Source organism: Klebsiella sp. F11 (assembly GCF_056712265.1).
Window position 1 is genome coordinate 1,304,364 of the sequence record NZ_CM160060.1, and the last position, 19,930, is coordinate 1,324,293.

The window sequence follows — 19,930 nt, forward strand, 5'->3', positions numbered from 1 at the left end:
CGGCGCCAGACGGCGACCGGTAGCCCCGATGATTGAAATAAGGAGGGAATCAGCATGAGCAACCTTGTGATTGGCGTAAATACCGCGATGTTTGACGGCCTCGATACCGACGTCGCCTTTAGCACCATAAAAAAAGCCGGGTTTCATTACGTTGAGCTGGCCTATAACCAGGGCTACGTGGGCGATATGCCGCCCGAGCTCTTTGGTGCGGAAAACGCGGCGCATATTCGTGAGCTGCTGGAAAAACACCAGCTGGGCACGTATGCGCTGGGGGCGACGATGAATATGGGCGCCGCGGATGCCGTGGAGCAGTTCAGCCAGCGCATCCGCTTTGCCAGCATGATTGGCGCCAAATGGCTCAACGTCTGCGTCGGCAGAAGCGCCGACCGCGCGCGGATTATCGATAACCTGCGCGAGCTGGCGGCGGTTGCCGCCGAGCACGACTGCACGATCTGCCTGGAAAACGGCGGCGATCCGAATTATGACGTCTTCCGCCTGGCCGACGACGGCTTTGCGCTGCTGGACGCTATCGGTAGCCCGGCGGTGGCCTTCAACGTTGATGCCGGCAATATCGTTTCGCTGTGTCCGGACGTCGATCCGATTGAGCAGGCGATCGCCATGCTGCCGGGGGCTCAGCATTGCCACCTGAAGGATCTACAGGTCCGCGACGGAGAGGTGCACTTCACGCCGATGGGCTACGGACAGCTGAACTATGTGCCGATGCTGAAAGAGCTGGAGGCGCGGGCTATTCCCTGTAGCCTGGAGATCCCTTTGCGCATGCATCGCCAGCGCGACAGCTATCCGGTGAGGGGGGCTTCGCCCATCGATCCGGCGTACAGCCTGGAGGTGCTGATCCAGTCCCGACAGATGCTGGAAAAATGGCTGGGCTACCCTCCAGGCGCCTGATAAATAAAAATGCGTCATCGCTGAAATTCCGGGTAAAGGATATAAGCCGCTGGCGCAATTTATTTTATTTTTAATCCCGTAGCTTATTCTTATTTATCATTGAGAATGAACTAAAGGTTAGTGGCGGTATTTTATTTGGGGTTATAAAAATGATTATAAGCACATTTCCATGTTCTGTGATTAAAGTCGCATACGGTTTATGACGCATATGTTGTTATGTTTTTAACATAAGTTCACTGGCTGCTCTTTTGTTCGTAATAATTCAAAAGCGTAACTAATGTTCACCGGGTACTTAACGCTCATAGATTAATTTCGTTTTATTTTTTTAACGACTTTTAAAATCGAAGGTTAATTATGTCTGACTCTACACTTACTCCAATACCCAATACCAGGAAACCTACCAACTACCGCTGGGTTATCTTTGGTACAATGTTCTTCTTATTAGCCGTTAACCTGATGGATCGTATTACTTTATCGATCGGGATGCCCTATATAAAAGAAGAGTTCGATCTTTCACCAACCATGCAGGGTTTGATTCTCAGCAGCTTCTTCTGGTCCTATGCGCTGCTGCAGGTGCCGGGAGGCTGGCTGCTCGACCGCTATGGTCCGCGTAAAGTGATCACCGGCGCGCTGTTTGGCTGGGGGTTCTTCCAGGCCATTATCGGTCTGGCGAGCGGCGGGATTAGCCTGATCCTCTCCCGTATCGGCTTAGGGGCCATGGAAGCGCCGGTTTCACCCAGCGGCGCGAAGCTGAGCTCAACCTGGCTGACGCAATCGGAAAGGGGCCGCGGGGCGGTTATCATGGACTCCGGCAGCCCGCTGGGCGTGGCGATCGGCGGGATCATCGTCGCGCATCTCATCGTGCTGTTGGACTCATGGCGCGTCACCTTCGTGGTGGTGGGCCTGTTCACGATGCTGCTGGGCTTTGTGGCATGGCGAATTCTGCGCGACCGCCCGTCTGAACACCCGAAAGTTGACCCGCAGGAGGTGGCGTATATTGCCGCCGGCAACGTCAGCGGCGCGACCGGCGACGATAACACCGCGCCGACCAGGGGGCTGGGGATCAGCTGGTTTACTATGATAGCGATCATGATCGGCCGCGCCTCCTGGGGCATGGTGTACTGGGGGCTGCTGACCTGGGGACCGAGCTATCTGGCGCAGGCGCAGGGTCTGCAGCTGGCCTCTATCGGCAACTCGACGTTTATCATCTTTATCATGGGGACGCTGGGATGCCTGTTTAGCGGCTTCTTCGTCGACTTCCTGGTGAAAAGAGGCGTCAGCCATAACGTATCGCTGAAAAGCCTGCTGTCTATTTCCGGCATCGTCGGGCTGAGCGTGCTGTACGCGCTGTCAACGGTGACCGATCCGAACCTGGCGGTTGGCCTGCTCTCCGTCGCCGCCTTCTTTATGATGTTCGGCAGCCTCTACTGGAGCTTCCCGGCGATTCTGGCGCCGAAAGACCGCGTTGGTCTGGTTGGCGGGCTGATGAATATGGCGAACAGCTGCGCGGGGATTCTGGTACCGATTCTGGTGGGCGTTATTTTACAGGCCACCGGCAGCTTTGAAAGCGTGCTGGTCTATTTCGCCATCTGCGCCGGCCTCTACACCGTTGGAACGCTGTGCATTAACTTCAATAAATTACCGCTGAAAAACGGCCAGCTGTCGTACCAGAAATAAATAGCCGCTGAGTTATGCGGATAAATCGCTATTAAATACAGGATGCTGATATGTCAGTTATATTACGAGTGGATAAAGTACCGCAGACGTTAGCGGATGAGTTGGCGCTCGCCCACACGTTGTATGAATACAGCAAATTATCTGCTGAACAATTGCATGCCATTGCCGGGGAAGTCCAGGTAATATTAGCCAGCGGCGAGTCGAAGGTTGAAGCCGCGTTGATTAATCAATTACCGCAATTAAAATTAATCGCCGTATTTGGCGTCGGCTATGACGGCGTGGATATTCGTGCCGCCTCCGCCAGGGGCGTCCGGGTGACCAATACGCCGGATATTTTAACCGACGACGTTGCTGACCTTGGGATCGCCCTGATGCTGAACGTATCGAGGCGTATTACCGGCGCGCAGAAGTTTATCGAGCGCGGCGGCTGGCAATCCGGCGCCTACCCGCAGTCCACCAAAGTCAGCGGTGGGCGTCTGGGCATCGTGGGCTTCGGCCGCATTGGCCGGGCCGTCGCGAAAAGGGCGCAGGGCTTTGCGATGCGCATTGCCTGCTTCGATCGCAATCCCGTTGAGAGCAGCGAGGTGACCTACTATTCCGATCTGCTGGAGCTGGCGAAAAATAGCGACGTGCTGATGGTGTGCGCCAGCGCCGGGAAGGAGAGCCAGAAGTTGATTAATCACGACGTGCTGGCCGCGCTTGGCCCGCAGGGGATTTTGATTAACATTGCCCGCGGCAGCGTCGTGGATGAGGAGGCGCTGGCGGAGGCGCTCACCCTCGGCACGATCGGCGGCGCGGGTCTGGACGTTTTTGCGAACGAGCCCCAGGTTCCGCAGGCGCTGTTGAACCGCGATGACGTGGTGGTGACGCCGCATATCGGCAGCGCCACCCGCGCCACCCGCGCGGCGATGGCGCAGCTGGTTATCGATAATATCGCGGCGTTTTATGCCGGTAAGCCGCTGCTGACGCCGGTATCGGTGGCGTGACGTTAGCGTAATGCCAGGATCGCAATGCGGTTAATAAAATGCGGTTAATAAAAAGGGGCCTTTATGGCCCCTTTGCTATTCAGGCGTCGCTATTCAGGTGTTGCTATCCGCGCAGCGCTTCGCGCCAGGCGCTCTGCAGAAACTCGCGGCACTGGCGTTCGTTATCCCACAGATCGTCCTGCTCGGTGGTGCGCATTTCAACGGCAAGGGAGATAGGGCCGAGCTCCTTCGGTAGCGCAAGGCCCATTGCGGTGCGGATGATGTGCGCCGCCGATGCGGTGGTGAGGAATCCTGGTTCGCCAAATTTCATATGATAATCGCCGTAGCCCTCGGCCTGCGGGTCAAGGATGGCGTTAGCCAGATGCAGTTGTGAAATCAGCGGCGCGGCGAGCGTCAGCGATTCGACGAGATCTTCCTGATTCAGCGAGACGTGGGCGCTGTCCCAGGCAAGATAGAGCTTCGGGCAGTCCGGGCGTAGCGCTTGCATCCACTCCACGGTCTCATCCGTTGGGCCAATCAGCTGGCATTTATGCGCGAAGCGGTCGAGCGGCTCCACCTGTAAAATCATGTTGTCATACCGGGCAACGACTTCGCCGATGCGCACCAGCGCTTCGCCAAACCCCTTTTTTGCCTCTTCGCGGCGCGCGTCGCCGGGATCGCTGCCGCTCACCAGCGACAGTTTACTGGTGCCGCATTCGGCCGCCAGGTGGACCAGCTCGCAGGCGCGGCGGATGGATTTTTCCCTCAGCTCGGGGTCGAGGCTGCTGAGGTTGAGATGGTCTTTAAGCAGTTCGAAGGTCAGCCACTGGGTGACCTTCAGGCGCTGCTGTTCAGCGAGATGGCGGATATTCGCCGCGATTTCCGGGCGATGAATAATGCCGGTTTCAAACCCCCGGTAATAGCCGGTAGCGGCGATTTTGTCGATGACCTGTAAAACGGCGTTCTCGTCGCCGGCCAGCGGGAAAAAAAGTTCGGCGATGTGCGCCGAAGGGTACAACTCGGTCGTTGCTGTCATATCACTGCCTCCTTAAAGAGCGGGGTTAAGGTGTGGGCTAAAGGGTTACGCCAGGTGCAGGAAGCGCCTTATTGTCTGTGAACATTTTAATGATAACTGAACATATGAACAAACATAGAACGCGGGTAATGCGATAACCTTGACGCCGATCGCACTTTGCTTTGAACAGCGGTTATGCGCATATTTCTATTGATTTTATTTGAGATAATTTTTCGCCGTTGTGGGGCGTGCGCAAGCGTCGGCGGCGAAGTGCGGCGCAATAAGGAGCATTCAAGAGTTACCTTGATGTTCAAAAGTATGATGGCTGCGGGGGAGGGAAGGACTCTGCCAGGAGTCGTTGATTAAGCTGAGGATCTCGCGGCGGGTGAACCGTCGCCGGCGTTGTACGGCCAGACGGGCCCCTCGCAGGGCCTATCCGCGGGAAGAGGCGCCGGTTAAGCGCCTGTCTGCCCCCTGGCCCGGGCCGCCGTGCGGCAGCGCAAAGGCCGAAATCTACTCATCGTCGCGCTCTTTGGCGGCGCGCTGGCGTTCGTAGAACTCATCTTCCGCGGCGGTAATTTCATCCAATAGCGAGTCCATATCGACCGCGTGAACCTCTTCGACATAGAGGCCGGTTAGCGGCGTTTCCGGAGTTAATTTCCCGTCTTCATATAGCATCCAGATCTCTTTCGCATAGCGCGTCTTTAAGAGCTGCGGGGCGAACTGGCCGTAGTAGGCGGTGATGTTATTCACGTCGCGTTCGAACATGGACCGGGCATGGTTGTTTGCCGCGGCGTCTACCGCCTGCGGCAGGTCGATAATCACCGGCCCCTGCGCGTCAAGCAGGACGTTGAACTCCGATAAATCGCCGTGTACCAGTCCGGCGCACAGCATGCGCACGATATTGCGGATCATGGTCGCGAAATCAGCAACGGCTTCCTCTTCCGTCAGGGCCACATCGCTCAGGCGCGGGGCCACCGCGCCCTCGGCGTCGGTGATAAGCTCCATCAAGAGCACGCCGTCAAGGCAGATATAGGGCTGAGGTACGCGAACCCCGGCGTTGGCCAGGCGGAACAGCGCGTCGACCTCCGCCATTTGCCAGGTCTCTTCCTGCTGCTTGCGGCCGAACTTTGAGCCTTTTTGCATCGCGCGGTTATTGCGCGAGTTGCGGACTTTACGCCCTTCCTGGTACTGCACGGCCTGCTTAAAGCTGCGCTGTGCCGCCTCTTTGTAGACTTTGGCGCATTGGATCTTGTCACCGCATAAAACAGTGTAAACGTCGGCCTCTTTACCGCTTTTCAGCCGCTGAAGCACTTCGTCTATCAGGCCGTCATCGACCAGAGGTTGGATTCTGTTTGGGATTTTCATGCGGCTTTATACCTTATTTCAGACGCTTTTCGTACTGATAATACGGGACAGTCATCGTGTTCCCTCCTGGTCAAAATCATGACATTGCTCAGTAAGTGCGATGTTTTCTGCAATGGGTCATAAGGTTAACTGGAATCAGGGAAATTGTCCCGCAGGAATGCGGGCACAAAACGGCCGCAGGGCATGCGCGGTGCGGGCTCTTAGGGGGTCATCGCATCGCCGATGGCATATTTGGGGTCGGCTGGCGCAGCGGTACGGCCCCGAACCCGCCGGGCGATGCGTGAGGGCTGCGCTAAAGCCAGAAACAACGGCGGCCCTTAACAAATGGTCATACTTCGCTCCCGCGAATAGCACATAAAGTGCAACAATTATTCTTGCACTTAATTTAGCGCCTCCCTACAATCGCCGCGATAGTGTACTCGTAATTGATACATATTTTGTGGCGATGAGCGACACAAATGGCCTTCAGCCAGTCCGAACAAAGGAAGTGGCGCTGCGTCCCCCGCGGCGTCTTGTTCGGCGGCAACACAACCAGCGGAATAAAAATAATGAGCCTGCAAAAACCTTGGGTTAACTTTCATCGGCGTTTATTGGGGACGGCGCTGCTTGTCGGATGCGATGACGGCATCGCGCAAAACGCCGCGCCGCAGGCGCCTGCCGTCAGCGCCGCCGACGTGGTGGTTAAGCCCGTCAGCCAGTGGGATAGCTTTAACGGCCGCATCGAGGCGGTAGAGAGCGTCCAGCTGCGCCCGCGCGTCTCCGGCTATATCGATAAGGTGAACTACACCGACGGCCAGGAGGTGAAAAAAGGCGAGGTGCTGTTCACCATCGACGACAGAACCTACCGCGCCGCGCTCGAACAGGCGCAGGCGGAGCTCTCGCGCAGCAAAACCCAGGCCAGCCTGGCGCGCAGCGAGGCCGGCCGTACCGACAAGCTGGTGAACACCAACGTGGTATCCCGCGAAGAGTGGGAGCAGCGGCGTTCGGCCGCCGTTCAGGCGCAGGCCGATATGCGGGCGGCGCAGGCGGCGGTTGATGCGGCGCAACTGAACCTTGATTTTACCAAAGTGACCGCGCCTATCGACGGCCGCGCCAGCCGCGCGTTGATTACCAGCGGCAACCTCGTCACCGCGGGCGACAGCGCCAGCGTACTCACCACCCTGGTGTCGCAGAAGACGGTTTACGTCTACTTTGACGTGGATGAATCAACCTATCTTCACTACCAAAACCTGGCCCGCAGCGGGCAGGGTGCCTCCAGCAGCCATCTGGCCCTGCCGGTAGAAATTGGCCTGGTTGGAGAGGAGGGCTATCCCCATCAGGGCAAAGTGGATTTCCTCGACAATCAGCTCACCCCGAGCACCGGTACGATCCGCATGCGCGCGGTGCTGGATAACGCCCAGCGCCTGTTTACCCCGGGACTGTTCGCCCGCGTGCGCCTGCCGGGCAGCGCTGAATTCAACGCCATGCTGATTGACGACAAGGCGGTCTTAACCGATCAGGACAGAAAATACGTTTATATCGTTGATAAAGATGGTAAAGCGCAGCGTCGTGATATCACGCCCGGCCGCCTGGCGGCGGGCCTGCGCATCGTGCAGCAGGGGCTTAACCCCGGCGATAAAGTCATCGTAGACGGCTTACAAAAAGTGTTTATGCCGGGCATGCCGGTTAACGCGAAAACTGTCGCCATGACCGCCAGCGCCGCCCTTAACTGATCCCTTGACCTGAGAATCCGTCGTATGGACTTTTCCCGCTTTTTTATCGACAGGCCGATTTTCGCCGCGGTGCTGTCGATTTTGATTTTCGTCACCGGGCTGATCGCGATTCCGCTGCTGCCGGTCAGCGAATATCCTGACGTCGTGCCGCCGAGCGTGCAGGTGCGCGCGGAGTATCCGGGCGCCAACCCGAAGGTTATCGCCGAAACCGTGGCTACGCCGCTGGAGGAAGCGATCAACGGCGTTGAAAACATGATGTACATGAAATCCGTCGCCGGTTCCGACGGCGTGCTGGTCACCACCGTGACCTTCCGCCCGGGCACCGATCCCGACCAGGCGCAGGTTCAGGTGCAAAACCGCGTATCGCAGGCCGAAGCTCGCCTGCCCGAGGACGTTCGCCGTCTCGGGATCACCACCCAGAAGCAGTCCCCAACGCTGACCCTGGTGGTGCATCTGTTCTCGCCGAATGGCAAGTACGATTCGCTGTATATGCGCAACTACGCCACGCTGAAGGTCAAGGATGAGCTGGCGCGCCTGCCCGGCGTCGGCCAGATTCAGATTTTTGGCTCCGGCGAATACGCCATGCGCGTCTGGCTGGACCCTAATAAGGTGGCGGCGCGCGGCCTGACCGCTTCGGACGTCGTCGCGGCGATGCAGGAGCAAAACGTACAGGTTTCCGCCGGCCAGCTCGGCGCCGAGCCGCTGCCGAAAGAGAGCGATTTCCTGATCTCGATTAACGCCCAGGGACGCCTGCATACCGAGGAGGAGTTCGGCAATATCATCCTCAAAACGGCTCAGGACGGCTCGCTGGTACGCCTGCACGACGTGGCGCGCATTGAGATGGGCTCCGGCAGCTACGCGCTGCGTTCCCAGCTCAATAATAAAGACGCGGTGGGGATTGGTATCTTCCAGTCGCCGGGGGCGAACGCCATAGACCTCTCTAACGCCGTGCGCGCCAAGATGAGTGAGCTGGCGACGCGTTTCCCGGAGGATATGAAGTGGGCGGCGCCGTACGACCCAACGGTCTTCGTGCGCGACTCCATCCGCGCGGTGGTGCAAACCCTGCTGGAAGCGGTGGGGCTGGTGGTGCTGATGGGACTGGCCTGTAAGAACGCCATCCTGATCGTCGAGTTCGCCCGCGAGCTGGAGATGCAGGGGAAAGGGATCGTCGAGGCCGCGCTGGAGGCATGCCGCCTGCGTCTGCGCCCGATTGTAATGACCTCGATTGCCTTTATCGCCGGGACTATCCCGCTGATTCTGGGCCACGGCGCGGGGGCGGAAGTTCGCGGCGTTACCGGGATCACGGTGTTCTCCGGGATGCTGGGGGTGACGCTGTTCGGTCTGTTCCTGACGCCGGTATTTTACGTTGCGTTGCGCAAGTTCGTGACGCGCGGCAAGCCGGCAGCGGAAGTTCAGCCCACCTGATCCGGGTTGCCTTTGTCGCATAAAAAAACCGCCTTCACTGAAGGCGGTTTTTTACTATTTAGGAGCGCCGGCGCGCCGGATTTAGTGCGCCTTTTTGGCGAGCTCGTCTGCTTCGAGCAGCTGCAGGCAGCCGCTGATATCGCCTTTTTTAACCTTTTCCAGCGCGCTTGCCACGGTATGGCGAGCCAGCACGTTCAGAGACGCCTGTTCGGCTTCGTCGGCGATGGACTTGAAGTACCAGCAGGCGTTGGCGCTGACCACGCAGCGGGCCGGGACGTCGGGACGCGAAGCCCACAGCTTTTTGTCTTCAATAACGGAGACGTAGATATCGCGCAGGGTGATTTTATCAGCCGGACGGCCGAGGTGGATGGAGCCGTTGCGCCCCAGCGTCGAGACGATAATGCCGTCGCGCGTGAGGGGGACCATCAGTTTACGGATAAAGCTCGGATTGGCTTCCAGGCCATAGGCGAGGATCGCGCTGGTCGAACGTTCACCCAACTGCTCCGCCATCGCTACGCTGAGAACCATCTGCAAAGCTGTCGGGAAGCGGTAATCTAGCATTTCATCTTCCTGGGTCGCGGTGAATATTTTTCTTTTTGGCACCGCAGAGGTGAGTGATCAATAAGCACAATATAACAAATAAGGCGACTTTTTAGAAGGAATCCCCGCCAGGGAGGGCACGCAAAGTCCATTTTTACCGTGGGTCTTTAGCGGGCGGGGGAGGATGGCTACGGGGGGGGGTGCCCCTATTAAGTTGTCAAGCATGTTATGACGCCGTAGGGGTATAAAAAGTCCCGTCACGCATCATGGCGAACAGGACGTCACAACGCCGTCTTGCGAGAGCGATAAGCGCCTGGTTGTGGCGTTTTCCCTGGCTCATTTTGCGTGTGTAGTAAGCCCTGGAGATCGGATCTCTGAGCGCAGCGAAGGCTGACAGGAACAGCGCCCGTTTGAGCGTCTTATTACCCCGTCGTGAGGGATGCTCCCCTCGTATGGATGAACCGGAACGCCGGGTTACAGGCGCAAGACCGGCATAAGCTGCGAGATGTGCAGCAGAGGCGAAGGCGCGGCAGGCAACCTCTGTGAGGAGTCTGGCAGCGGTCCTGACACCGACTCCGGGCATGCTGGTCAGGACCGGGTAAAGAGGGTGAGCAAGAACCCGTTGTTCTACCTCAAGAGCCACCTCGTCTCTTTGCTTACACAGTGTGATGAGCTGGAGAGCCAGGCGGGGCAGAACAACGACAGCGGCATTCGTGCCGGGAACGACGACGGTTTGCTCTGTCAGTGCCTGGGTGATATCTGCAGCAAGGCGCTTTCCCAGACGAGGTGCGAGTTTGCAGAGCTGGGTTGCCAGCTTCTTCTCACCCAGCGAAGCGAGTTTTTCGGGTGAGGGATATCGCTGGAGAAGATCGAGTACTGCCGGATGATCCAGCCGTGGGCCCAGAACACGTTCCAGTGCCGGATGTATCTGGGTCAACAGGCCACGGATACGGTTGCTGGCCTGCGTTGTTTGTGCAGCAAGATCATCATCGAAGCCGCAGAGCATGGAGAGTTCGGCGATTTGCTCGTCAGCCAGCTTTAGTGTGCGTAGCGCATGAGGCAGAGTACGTGCTGCTTCGGCAATGATGGCCGCATCACGGGCATCGGTTTTGGCTTCACCGGCATGTAAGTCGGCGATGCGGCGCATTGCCAGTCCGGGGAGGTATCCGACAAGGATGCCTTCAGAGCGGGCAACTGCGACGGGTAACGCGCCGATGGTGGCAGGCTGGTCAACAACCAGCAGTATCTGACCATGCTGTTTCAGGTCAGATATCAGCGACCGGAGTTTGTTTTCATCGTTGGGTAACGCTTTATCGAACAGGCGCTTACCTGGACGATTAACGGCAACAGCGTGATGAGTATCTTTACCGACATCAACACCGATAAAGACCTGGACTGATTCGTAACCACTAGATTCGGTCATTCTGTCTCCCTGTTTATACGGGTTAACCAGATAACCACGGGGAGCAGGTACCGGCATCCACGTTACAGACGGTCCCGACATGATGTCTGACCTGCCCCCTATTAGCGGTTACCAGCGCCCCACCAGACCCGGTGACATCACCCCCCGGATCATGGACGACAGGGGGCAGTAATCATGCCGGGTCTGGCTGGCTAACACCCCATTATAAGGGGTATGAATAAAGTAACGGGGGCGTAAGTGGGATTCCAGGGAACGAAATGCGTGAGCCGCGTTGCGGGACGATAAAGTGTTTGCTTAAAGGGGAGGTGAGCGTGGCAGGGTGCTGTTGCCGGGTGGGGGAGGGTCTCGAAGTCACGGCGGAAATGAGCTGGCTTCAAAGTTCTTGGAGGTAAACTGAAGACGCAAAAAAGCCCGCAGGGCTTGCACCGTGCGGGCTTTTAGGACTTCGTATCAGGCTCTGGTGATCGTCAACCAAGAGGCTGGTGGGAGTTGAGCCCGTGCCCCAAATTCCTGCATAGTATTCTAACCAAAATAAAAACAGTAAATTACTATTAAATACAGTAAGTACAACATTATACAGTATTTGTTTTTTTATGTGCTTTGAACGCTCCATTGCTATTTTCTGCCAGATTTCTAACGCGTTACGGTACATTATCTGTTAGATTTTAGGGTCTTTTCTGCGATATTTATGGTTGAAAGTTTATGTAGGAACAGTAGCCCTATGCTGATACCCATTAGCACACAGTAAGAAGCTAAGGAAAACTTAATCATAGTAGATGACTTGTCTATTTTTTCTACCAAGTTGCTACTAAGCATAGTGCTATATAAAAAAGGTATTGCTACCACAAAACCACTTATGAAATAGATGATGAGGCTGACGATTTCCACTGCTTTTCGCCAAACCCAGAAACGATATTTTTTTTAGTCCACTGAAATATTGTTGGTTTATCAGTTATATATAGAAGCTTTTGGCACTTGCTATAATTATCTACATCTCTTACTGGATCTTTGGAACGTAAGAGTATTCTCCTCTGTTCTGGAGTCAAGTTTGAGTCTTTAGTTAATGCTGAGATACCATATTCTACAGCAATTCGCTTAAAATTTTCGTCATTAGTATTTTTATAGAGGTTGTGCGAAAACTCGCTAATCGCTTTTCTGGAATTAAAGACTTTATCCCTTTTATATATCCAGCCAGCCTTCAATCCAATGATTGATACAATAAATGGAAGCAAGGGAGATAAGTTTTTCAGTACTTCTATCATTCTAAGATCCATCCTAACAACTCCGAATGTAATTTAAATTAGCCAAGGTTCTTTTGGTCACGACATCTTCTAGATAGTCAGGCGAAAAGTGGACGTAAACCATCGTCATTTTTATACCAGAATGTCCCAGAATATCGTACAGGACTGTAAGCATACACATTTTAGTATCACGAAATTTTTGAAATTTTCCTGGCGGAATAAGGTTTGGTTTGTCTTGCCATTGGCGGATTTCCATAGTTTTAGGCACCTCAAAAACAATAAAGCTTTATGAGGTGCCTAACAAGGTGCCTAAAAGGTTCGGATTTAATTAGTTCTCTTCGGACTTCGCGGGACAAATTGAGGGCACAAAAAAGCCCGCAGGGCTTGCGCCGTGCGGGCTCTTAGGACTTCATCGGATGACTCTGGTAATCACCGATGGAGAATTTTGGTGGAGCTGGCGGGAGTTGAACCCGCGTCCGAAATTCCTACATCCTCGGCACTACATGCTTAGTCAGTCTTTACATTCGCCTGGCACCTGCGGACAGACACGCCACTACCAGACTAGCCTGATTAGTTTTAACGCTTCAACCCCAGGCAGGGTTTCCACGCGATCTCTTTTGGGTTTGACCTCTCTTTGATCCCCGTCTTAAGAGCGGAAGCTAGGGAGAGAGGGCTCAGAGCAGGTTATTAAGCTGCTAAAGCGTAGTTTTCGTCGTTTGCGACTATTTTTTTGCGGCTTTTTACGAGGCCAACCGCCCCTCGGCATGCACCTTGGGTTTCGCGAATCCCGTCGAATCCAGAATCAGCCCCAATGTGTTAGAGCAAGTATAACAGATTTATGAACAGGCTTACCAGCCCTCGTTCGGTGATTTATGGCGCCTGGTTGGGTAAAAAAGCAGCATCAACAACGATATAGCACAAGGGCCAGCTAAGCTGGCCCCTGGAGAAGGAGGTTAACGTCCGGCGTGTTTCATAATGCGCGCTTTATCGACCGCCCATTCACGGTCTTTCAGATCGGTACGTTTGTCGTGCTGTTTCTTACCTTTCGCTACGCCGATTTTGACTTTGCACCAGGCGTTTTTCCAGTATAACGACAAGGCAACGACGGTATAACCTTCCCGGTTAATACGGCCGTACAGCGTATCGAGCTCGCGCTGATTCAGCAGCAGCTTACGGGTGCGCGTCGGGTCGCAGACGTAGTGGGTTGAAGCCACGGCCATTGGCGTAAAGTTGGCGCCAAACAGATAGGCTTCGCCGTCCTTCAGGATCACGTAGCTATCGCCGATGTTGGCTTTACCGGCGCGCAGAGATTTGACTTCCCACCCTTGCAGGGCAAGACCCGCCTCGTATTCATCTTCGATAAAGTATTCATGACGGGCGCGTTTATTCAGCGCAATGGTGGCTGATCCAGGTTTGTGTGCTTTTTTCTTAGTCATAGTGTCCTGAAGTCATCGCTTATCTTATACATAGTTACCTCAATCCATCCTGCGAGGTGTAACGCGTTATCTTAGCACGAGTTGTGGCACAGCGTTTTTTTTAGCAGCAGATAAATGATATTATTTGCGCCGTGTTTAAATGTGGAACTTGCTATGCCTCAGATTAGCCGTACTGCGCTGGTGCCGTTCAGCGTGGAGCAGATGTATCAACTCGTAAACGATGTGAAGTCCTACCCTGATTTTTTGCCAGGCTGCACCGGTAGCCGCGTGCTGGAGTCCGGACCGACGCAGATGATGGCGGCGGTTGATGTGTCTAAGGCTGGCATCAGTAAGACCTTCACAACGCGGAATACGTTAACCAGCAACCAGAGCATCCTGATGAGCCTGGTCGATGGCCCGTTTAAATCGCTTATTGGCGGCTGGCAGTTTATTCCGCTGAGTCCGGATGCGTGCAAAATCGAATTCCACCTCGATTTTGAATTCACCAACAAGCTGATTGAAATGGCGTTTGGCCGCATTTTTAAAGAGCTAGCGCTCAATATGGTGCAGGCGTTTACCACCCGGGCGAAAGAGGTTTATCGTGTCGGCTAAAATCGTCGTTGAAGTCGCCTACGCTTTGCCTGAAAAGCAGTATCTGCAAAGCGTAAAGCTGGAGGTAGGGGCGACCGTCGAACAGGCGATTATTGCCAGCGGCCTTCTGACTCTGCGCGATGATATCGACCTTGCGAAAAACAAGGTGGGAATTTATAGCCGCCCGGCGAAGCTGCACGATGAGGTTCATGATGGCGACCGGGTGGAGATTTATCGGCCGCTGATTGCCGACCCGAAAGAGTTGCGGCGCCAGCGGGCAGAAAAAAAGAACGACGAGAAGTAGGGCCGGCTGGCATAAAAAAAGCGCTCAATGAGCGCTTTTTGCGTTTACGGAGCGGTATGGCTACCGCCGCTGTGCCTTACTCTTTGGTCAGAGCCGGTTTGTTATCGATGTTGGTTAACACGCCGCTGTTGTTAAAGGTCAGAGTGAGGGTTTGCTGGGTAATGTTTTCATGGCCAGGCTGCTGACGGAAAACGTAGAACCAGGTGTTAGTGCCAAACGGATCCGACATCATTGGGGTTCCCAGAGCATAAGCAACCTGCTGTTGCGTCATGCCGACACGAATTTTTGCTACATCGTTAGGTGCCAGATAGTTACCCTGGTTGATGTCAGGACGGTAAACCACTCGTTCCAGAGTGGAACAGCCTGCGGTCAACATAAGAAGAACCGCTGCGGCAGCAGTCAGCGTTTTACAGCGCATAGTGATTTGATTCCTTTTCGGGCCCGAACAGTACGTGGCTCATCTGTAATATGCCGATAATAATAGACCTTTGCCCAGTTGGAAACCTTCGACTGCAGGTCTTGCGGCAATTTGCTGTTCACTATGACTCTGCGGAAATCAAAAAGTTTACGCCGCGAGCAACTCTTTCGCGTTCGCCAGCGTGTTGCGCGTGACTTCGCTCCCGCCCAGCAGGCGGGCCAGCTCCTGCAGACGCGCGCGTTTATCCAGCGGATGCATGTGGGTTTCGGTCATCTCGCCATCGGTCTCTTTGCAGACGATGAAGTGATGGTGGCCGCAGCCGGCCACCTGCGGCAGGTGAGTGACGCACATGACCTGAGTTGATTCCCCCAGCTGGCGCAGCAGCTTGCCGACCACAGCGGCCGTTGGGCCGCTGATACCGACATCGACTTCATCGAAAATCAGGGCCGGCGTTTCCATCTTCTGCGCGGTAATGACCTGAATCGCCAGCGCAATACGGGATAGCTCGCCGCCGGAGGCCACTTTAGCAAGAGGTTGCAGCGGCTGACCGGGGTTAGTGGTCACGCGAAACTCGATGCGATCCGCGCCTTCGGCCGTCAGATGACGCTCATCAAAGGCGATGTCGATGGCAAACACCCCGTGAGGCATGGAAAGTGAGTGCATACTTTCAGTGATCAGCCGGGTCAGCTCATCGGCGCTGCGCTGCCGCGCGGCGTGCAGCTGGCGGGCCGTTTCCAGCGCCAGACGGTGATGTTCAACCACCGTCTGGCTGAGCGACTCCAGCGAGCCCGCGCTGTCGTCCAGCAGGCGCTGCTCTTCTAACAGCACCTGGTAGAACGCCGGCAGCTCTTCCGGCGTAATTTGGTGCTTGCGGGCGAGAGAAATCTGCCGCGAGATGCGCTGCTCCAGTTCGAACAGGCGGTTCGGGTCGAGATCCAGGCGGTCGTTGTAGTGACGCAGCTCGTCGGTTGCCTCGCTAAGCTGAATTGACGCTTCTTCCAGCATATCCAGCACGCTGGCGAGCTTGCCGTCCATGCCGACCAGCTCGCCCACCAGCTGCTTAGCGGCGTAGAGCTGGCCCTGCAGGTTCGCCTCTTCGCCGTCCGCCATCACCGTCAGCGCATGCTGACAGGTGCTCAGCAGCTGGCCGCTGTTGGCCAGGCGCCTGTACTCTTCGTCGATTTGCTCGAATTCACCCTGCTGAGGACAGAACTCGTTCAGCTCTTTTAGCTGGTACTGCAACAGGTCGGCGCGGGCGGCGCGCTCCTGGCTCTGCTGCTGATGCTGCGCCAGCTCGCGGCAGCTCTGGTGCCACTGGCGATAATGACCGGCCATGAGCTGAGTAAGCGCATACTCAGCGGTATAACCATCGAGCAGCGTTTTTTGGTGTTCTGGCTTGGTTAACAGCTGGTGCGCGTGCTGGCCGTGGATCTGGATAAGCAGCTGACCGAGCTCGCGAAGCTGGGAGAGAGGAACGGCGGTACCGTTAATGAAGCCGCGCGAGCGGCCGTCGGCGCTGATGACGCGGCGAAGTAAACACTCACGTCCGCTTTCCAGCTGGTTCGCTTCCAGCCAGCGCTGCGCGGCGGGCGTATCCTTCAACGCGAAGCGCGCGCACAGGTCCGCGCGGCTGGCGCCTCTTCGCACCATGTCTGCTTCCGCTCTGCCGCCAAGGCACAGGCCAAGCGCATCAATGGCTATCGATTTTCCCGCACCGGTTTCCCCGGTGATGGCGGTCATGCCGCTGTGAAAATCGATCTCCAGTTCACGAACGATAGCAAAATTACTGATGGTGAGTTGCGCCAACATAGCTGCCTTCCTGTATGAAAAACCAATACTGTGTTTTCGTACAGTATAGACTGGTTTTTTATACAGTAAAGAGGCGGCTTATAAAATCAGAATAATTTTTTCGACCAGCCGAGCTTGGTGCTCAATGTATTGAAATAGCTGTAATCTTTCGGGTGAATAAGATTCAGGTGGTAGTCGCAGCGGTGAATTAAAACATATTCACCGTCCTGAATCGGCAGGGCTATCTGGCTGTCGCAGCTGATCTCAAGGTCGCTGCAGCGCTGGGAGAAGCGCAGGCGAATGGTGCTGTCGCCGTTAATGACCAGCGGGCGGGCCGAGAGCGTATGCGGAAACATCGGCACCAGGGTGATGGCATCGAGCGAAGGTGTCAGAATGGGGCCTCCAGCTGATAATGAATAGGCGGTGGAGCCCGTCGGGGTGGAGATAATCAGGCCGTCGGAGCGTTGGGAGAAGGCAAACACCTCGTCGATGTAGACCTCGAACTCGATCATGTGCGCGACCTTTCCCGGGTGCAGAACCACTTCGTTAATCGCCGTGCTAATGCGCTTCGGACAATCCTGCTGGCAGACCTGGGCTTCCAGCAAAAAGCGTTTTTCGGCGATATAGTGGCCTTCAAGCACGTCGGCAAGCTGCTGCAGCGCGTTATCCGGGTCGAGATCGGTCAGAAACCCGAGGTTGCCGCGGTTGATGCCGATGACCTGAATATCATACCGCGCCAGGGTGCGCGCGGCGCCGAGCATATTGCCATCGCCGCCAACGACGACCGCCAGATCCGCCTGCTGGCCAATTTCCGCCAGCGTTCCCGTTTTGACGTTGCTAAGCTGTAGCTCATGGGCGATCTGTTGTTCGACCAGAACTTCATAGCCTTTGCTGCACAGCCAGCGCCAGAGCATTTCATGTGTGGTCAGCGCGGTTGGGTGACGAGGATGCCCCACAATGCCTATACACTTGAAATGGTTCTTCATGTTCTGGATGTCCTTGCGTTAAATGAATGATGACAATCTGACTGCTTCCCTTGAAACCCGGAAACTGATCCCCATAATAAGCGAAGTTAGCGAGATGAATGCGAAAAAAACGCGGAGAAATTCATGAGTAGTAAAGAACAGAAAACGCCTGACGGGCAAGCCCCGGAAGAAATTATCACGGAACAGCACGACAACGTTGAGGCGGTTGAGCCTGAGGTTTCTGCTGACCAGGTGGATCCGCGCGATGAAAAAATTGCGAATCTGGAAGCGCAGCTGGTTGAAGCCCAGACTCGTGAACGCGAAGGCATCCTGCGCGTAAAAGCGGAAATGGAAAACCTGCGTCGTCGCACCGAGCTTGACGTGGAAAAGGCGCATAAATTCGCCCTGGAGAAGTTCGTTAACGAACTGCTGCCGGTGATTGATAGCCTGGACCGCGCGCTGGAAGTGGCCGATAAAGCCAACCTGGACATGGCTTCGATGGTTGAAGGTATTGAGCTGACGCTGAAGTCAATGCTGGACGTTGTCCGTAAGTTCGGCGTGGAAGTTATTGCCGATACCAACGTGCCGTTGGATCCTAACGTTCATCAGGCCATCGCCATGGTCGAGTCTGAAGACGTGGCGGCGGGCAACGTGCTGGGCGTAATGCAAAAGGGCTACACCCTGAACGGCCGTACCATTCGCGCAGCGATGGTGACCGTGGCGAAGGCGAAGTAATTCGCTGTAAAGCGGCCGCCTGCGGGTGGCCGTTTTTTTATGCTTTATTAACCGGCACTGCCGCCGATTCGGCAGCAAAAAAACGGCGAACCGAGGTTCACCGCTTCATTGAGCAGACTGCCGATTATTCCGCCGCGCTTTCACGAATCGGCTTCACCGGCATCACCTTCACCTGCTTAATCATATTGTCCTGAACGTCGAGAATATCGATGTCGTACTGCTCGATGCGCACGCGGGTGCCGGGAGCCGGGATCTCTTCCAGCGCTTCAAGAATAATGCCGTTGATCGTGCGGGCTTCGTCTTCCGGCAGGCGCCAGTTAAACGCCTTATTGATTTCACGAACGTTGGCGCTGCCGTCAATAATCACCGAACCGTCGTTAAGCGGGGTCACCTCCTCCGCCAGAGTGGGCGACATCGAGGTGGTGAAGTCGCCGACAATCTCTTCCAGAATATCTTCAACGGTCACCAGGCCCTGGATATCGCCGTATTCATCGACCACCAGTCCTACTTTCTTCTTATTGCGCTGGAACTTCACCAGTTGCGTGCTCAGCGGTGTGCCTTCCGGCACGAAGTAAATCTCGTCCGCGGCTCGGAGCATCACCTCTTTGGTGAACTCTTTTTTCTCGGTCATCAGGCGATAGGCTTCGCGGACGCGCAGCATGCTGATGGCGTCATCCAGCGAACCGCGGTAGAGCACAATACGGCCGTGCGGCGAGTGGGTGAGCTGGCGGACGATGGATTTCCAGTCATCGTTAATATCGATCCCGATAATCTCATTTCGCGGCACCATAATATCGTCCACGCTGACCTTCTCGAGGTCCAGCACCGACAGCAGCATGTCCTGATTGCGGCGGGAGATTTGCGTACGCGATTCATTCACGATGGTGCGCAGCTCGTCTTTGCTCAGTGCTCCGCTGATAATAATATCGGCCTTGATGCCCATGATGCGCATCAGAAGGCGGGTGATGGTGTTCAGCAGCCACACCAGCGGCATCATCAGCACCTGCAGCGGCGCCAGCAGGAGGCTGCTCGGATAGGCGACCTTCTCCGGATACAGCGCGGCGATGGTCTTGGGGAGGACCTCGGCAAATACCAGCACCACGAAGGTCAGAACGCCGGTGGCAATCGCCACGCCGGCATCGCCGTACAGGCGCATACCCACGATAGTCCCCAGCGCGGAGGCGAGAATATTGACCAGGTTGTTGCCGATCAGCACCAGGCTGATTAAACGATCGGGTTTGCGCAGCAGCTTTTCGACGCGCCTGGCCTGACGGTTGCCCTGCTTCGCCATATGGCGCAGGCGGTAGCGGTTCAGCGTCATCATGCCGGTCTCAGAACCGGAGAAATAGGCTGAGATGATCACCATGATAATCAACGTTACGATTAGCGTGGTGGTAGAAATGTGTTCCAGGAGGGACTCCTTAAAGCCTATCCCACCGGGC

18 protein-coding genes, 1 other RNA gene and 2 pseudogenes are annotated in these 19,930 nt (G+C 55.7%); 9 read left to right on the top strand and 12 right to left on the bottom strand.

Annotation, left to right across the window (positions count from 1 at the left end):
* Positions 1–54: 54 nt before the first annotated feature.
* The 3 genes from AC1M2H_RS06550 to AC1M2H_RS06560 all read left to right on the top strand — a co-directional run bounded on the left by AC1M2H_RS06550 (position 55) and on the right by AC1M2H_RS06560 (position 3,569).
* The gene (locus AC1M2H_RS06550; RefSeq protein WP_480150755.1) at positions 55–906 is read left to right on the top strand and encodes a sugar phosphate isomerase/epimerase family protein; all 852 of its coding nucleotides are present in this window, start codon (positions 55–57) and stop codon (positions 904–906) included.
* A gap of 456 nt (positions 907–1,362) precedes the next feature.
* Positions 1,363–2,583, top strand: a complete 1,221-nt coding sequence (locus AC1M2H_RS06555) for an MFS transporter (RefSeq protein ID WP_480150756.1) — start codon at positions 1,363–1,365, stop codon at positions 2,581–2,583.
* A 50-nt stretch (positions 2,584–2,633) separates the two neighbouring features.
* On the top strand, positions 2,634–3,569 hold the full coding sequence (locus tag AC1M2H_RS06560; RefSeq protein WP_480150757.1) for a 2-hydroxyacid dehydrogenase: 936 nt from the start codon (positions 2,634–2,636) through the stop codon (positions 3,567–3,569).
* A 103-nt stretch (positions 3,570–3,672) separates the two neighbouring features.
* Here the strand turns inward: AC1M2H_RS06560 and AC1M2H_RS06565 are convergent, their stop codons facing one another.
* Positions 3,673–4,584 carry a sugar phosphate isomerase/epimerase family protein gene (locus tag AC1M2H_RS06565; protein ID WP_480150758.1) on the bottom strand — a complete coding sequence of 304 codons (912 nt, stop codon included), beginning with the start codon at positions 4,582–4,584 and terminating at the stop codon, positions 3,673–3,675.
* Between the two features lie 492 nt (positions 4,585–5,076).
* Entirely contained in the window at positions 5,077–5,931 is an 855-nt protein-coding gene (locus AC1M2H_RS06570) for a PA4780 family RIO1-like protein kinase (protein WP_480150759.1), read from the bottom strand.
* A 548-nt stretch (positions 5,932–6,479) separates the two neighbouring features.
* Here AC1M2H_RS06570 and oqxA point away from each other — a divergent pair.
* The 3 genes and pseudogenes from oqxA (at position 6,480) to AC1M2H_RS06585 (ending at position 9,068) form a co-directional block, all read left to right on the top strand.
* On the top strand, positions 6,480–7,643 hold the full coding sequence (gene oqxA, locus AC1M2H_RS06575) for a multidrug efflux RND transporter periplasmic adaptor subunit OqxA (RefSeq protein ID WP_480150760.1): 1,164 nt from the start codon (positions 6,480–6,482) through the stop codon (positions 7,641–7,643).
* Positions 7,644–7,667: 24 nt separating this feature from the next.
* Positions 7,668–8,738: pseudogene (locus AC1M2H_RS06580) on the top strand (efflux RND transporter permease subunit); the annotation flags it as partial.
* Positions 8,736–9,068, top strand: coding sequence for an efflux RND transporter permease subunit (locus tag AC1M2H_RS06585; protein ID WP_480152318.1), 333 nt, complete (start codon positions 8,736–8,738; stop codon positions 9,066–9,068). The pseudogene AC1M2H_RS06580 and the gene AC1M2H_RS06585, both read left to right, overlap by 3 nt.
* Positions 9,069–9,149: 81 nt before the next feature.
* Here AC1M2H_RS06585 and oqxR read toward each other — a convergent pair whose 3' ends face one another.
* The 6 genes and pseudogenes from oqxR to smpB all read right to left on the bottom strand — a co-directional run bounded on the left by oqxR (position 9,150) and on the right by smpB (position 13,708).
* On the bottom strand, positions 9,150–9,629 hold the full coding sequence (gene oqxR / locus AC1M2H_RS06590) for an efflux pump transcriptional repressor OqxR (RefSeq protein WP_480150762.1): 480 nt from the start codon (positions 9,627–9,629) through the stop codon (positions 9,150–9,152).
* A gap of 205 nt (positions 9,630–9,834) precedes the next feature.
* Positions 9,835–11,031, bottom strand: a complete 1,197-nt coding sequence (locus tag AC1M2H_RS06595; RefSeq protein ID WP_480150763.1) for an IS110 family RNA-guided transposase — start codon at positions 11,029–11,031, stop codon at positions 9,835–9,837.
* 854 nt (positions 11,032–11,885) lie between these two features.
* Positions 11,886–12,293, bottom strand: a complete 408-nt coding sequence (locus AC1M2H_RS06600; protein WP_480150764.1) for a hypothetical protein — start codon at positions 12,291–12,293, stop codon at positions 11,886–11,888.
* A 13-nt stretch (positions 12,294–12,306) separates the two neighbouring features.
* Positions 12,307–12,444, bottom strand: a pseudogene (locus tag AC1M2H_RS06605) (site-specific integrase); the annotation flags it as partial.
* Between the two features lie 274 nt (positions 12,445–12,718).
* Positions 12,719–13,082: a transfer-messenger RNA gene (gene ssrA, locus AC1M2H_RS06610) on the bottom strand.
* Between the two features lie 143 nt (positions 13,083–13,225).
* The gene (gene smpB / locus AC1M2H_RS06615; RefSeq protein ID WP_480150765.1) at positions 13,226–13,708 is read right to left on the bottom strand and encodes an SsrA-binding protein SmpB; all 483 of its coding nucleotides are present in this window, start codon (positions 13,706–13,708) and stop codon (positions 13,226–13,228) included.
* 153 nt (positions 13,709–13,861) lie between these two features.
* Here smpB and AC1M2H_RS06620 point away from each other — a divergent pair, with 153 nt between their 5' ends.
* A complete protein-coding gene (locus AC1M2H_RS06620; protein ID WP_426812230.1) occupies positions 13,862–14,299 on the top strand; it encodes a type II toxin-antitoxin system RatA family toxin in 438 nt (145 codons plus the stop codon).
* A complete protein-coding gene (locus tag AC1M2H_RS06625; RefSeq protein ID WP_480150766.1) occupies positions 14,289–14,582 on the top strand; it encodes an RnfH family protein in 294 nt (97 codons plus the stop codon). The genes AC1M2H_RS06620 and AC1M2H_RS06625 overlap by 11 nt, the downstream gene beginning before the upstream one ends.
* Positions 14,583–14,658: 76 nt before the next feature.
* Here AC1M2H_RS06625 and bamE read toward each other — a convergent pair whose 3' ends face one another.
* From bamE to nadK, 3 genes are all read right to left on the bottom strand, one after another.
* Positions 14,659–15,000: an outer membrane protein assembly factor BamE gene (gene bamE / locus AC1M2H_RS06630; protein ID WP_095105682.1), complete on the bottom strand. Its 342-nt coding sequence runs from the start codon at positions 14,998–15,000 to the stop codon at positions 14,659–14,661.
* Between the two features lie 147 nt (positions 15,001–15,147).
* Positions 15,148–16,809 carry a DNA repair protein RecN gene (gene recN, locus AC1M2H_RS06635; protein ID WP_480150767.1) on the bottom strand — a complete coding sequence of 554 codons (1,662 nt, stop codon included), beginning with the start codon at positions 16,807–16,809 and terminating at the stop codon, positions 15,148–15,150.
* Between the two features lie 86 nt (positions 16,810–16,895).
* Positions 16,896–17,774, bottom strand: coding sequence for an NAD(+) kinase (gene nadK / locus AC1M2H_RS06640; RefSeq protein ID WP_480150768.1), 879 nt, complete (start codon positions 17,772–17,774; stop codon positions 16,896–16,898).
* A 123-nt stretch (positions 17,775–17,897) separates the two neighbouring features.
* Here nadK and grpE point away from each other — a divergent pair, with 123 nt between their 5' ends.
* On the top strand, positions 17,898–18,488 hold the full coding sequence (gene grpE, locus AC1M2H_RS06645) for a nucleotide exchange factor GrpE (RefSeq protein ID WP_480150769.1): 591 nt from the start codon (positions 17,898–17,900) through the stop codon (positions 18,486–18,488).
* Between the two features lie 124 nt (positions 18,489–18,612).
* Here grpE and AC1M2H_RS06650 read toward each other — a convergent pair whose 3' ends face one another.
* Complete coding sequence (locus AC1M2H_RS06650; protein WP_480151858.1) at positions 18,613–19,899, bottom strand: HlyC/CorC family transporter; 1,287 nt, start codon at positions 19,897–19,899, stop codon at positions 18,613–18,615.
* Between the last annotated feature and the right edge of the window lie 31 nt (positions 19,900–19,930).

Bases quoted from the DNA above. Each gene is read 5' to 3' on its own strand.
- AC1M2H_RS06585 (WP_480152318.1), top strand. From the start codon at position 8,736: ATGGGACTGGCCTGTAAGAACGCCATCCTGATCGTCGAGTTCGCCCGC.
- AC1M2H_RS06560 (WP_480150757.1), top strand. From the start codon at position 2,634: ATGTCAGTTATATTACGAGTGGATAAAGTACCGCAGACGTTAGCGGAT.
- smpB (WP_480150765.1), bottom strand. From the start codon at position 13,708: ATGACTAAGAAAAAAGCACACAAACCTGGATCAGCCACCATTGCGCTG.
- AC1M2H_RS06595 (WP_480150763.1), bottom strand. From the start codon at position 11,031: ATGACCGAATCTAGTGGTTACGAATCAGTCCAGGTCTTTATCGGTGTT.
- AC1M2H_RS06570 (WP_480150759.1), bottom strand. From the start codon at position 5,931: ATGAAAATCCCAAACAGAATCCAACCTCTGGTCGATGACGGCCTGATA.
- recN (WP_480150767.1), bottom strand. From the start codon at position 16,809: ATGTTGGCGCAACTCACCATCAGTAATTTTGCTATCGTTCGTGAACTG.
- AC1M2H_RS06620 (WP_426812230.1), top strand. From the start codon at position 13,862: ATGCCTCAGATTAGCCGTACTGCGCTGGTGCCGTTCAGCGTGGAGCAG.
- nadK (WP_480150768.1), bottom strand. From the start codon at position 17,774: ATGAAGAACCATTTCAAGTGTATAGGCATTGTGGGGCATCCTCGTCAC.
- AC1M2H_RS06550 (WP_480150755.1), top strand. From the start codon at position 55: ATGAGCAACCTTGTGATTGGCGTAAATACCGCGATGTTTGACGGCCTC.
- bamE (WP_095105682.1), bottom strand. From the start codon at position 15,000: ATGCGCTGTAAAACGCTGACTGCTGCCGCAGCGGTTCTTCTTATGTTG.
- oqxR (WP_480150762.1), bottom strand. From the start codon at position 9,629: ATGCTAGATTACCGCTTCCCGACAGCTTTGCAGATGGTTCTCAGCGTA.
- grpE (WP_480150769.1), top strand. From the start codon at position 17,898: ATGAGTAGTAAAGAACAGAAAACGCCTGACGGGCAAGCCCCGGAAGAA.
- oqxA (WP_480150760.1), top strand. From the start codon at position 6,480: ATGAGCCTGCAAAAACCTTGGGTTAACTTTCATCGGCGTTTATTGGGG.
- AC1M2H_RS06555 (WP_480150756.1), top strand. From the start codon at position 1,363: ATGGATCGTATTACTTTATCGATCGGGATGCCCTATATAAAAGAAGAG.
- AC1M2H_RS06565 (WP_480150758.1), bottom strand. From the start codon at position 4,584: ATGACAGCAACGACCGAGTTGTACCCTTCGGCGCACATCGCCGAACTT.
- AC1M2H_RS06600 (WP_480150764.1), bottom strand. From the start codon at position 12,293: ATGATAGAAGTACTGAAAAACTTATCTCCCTTGCTTCCATTTATTGTA.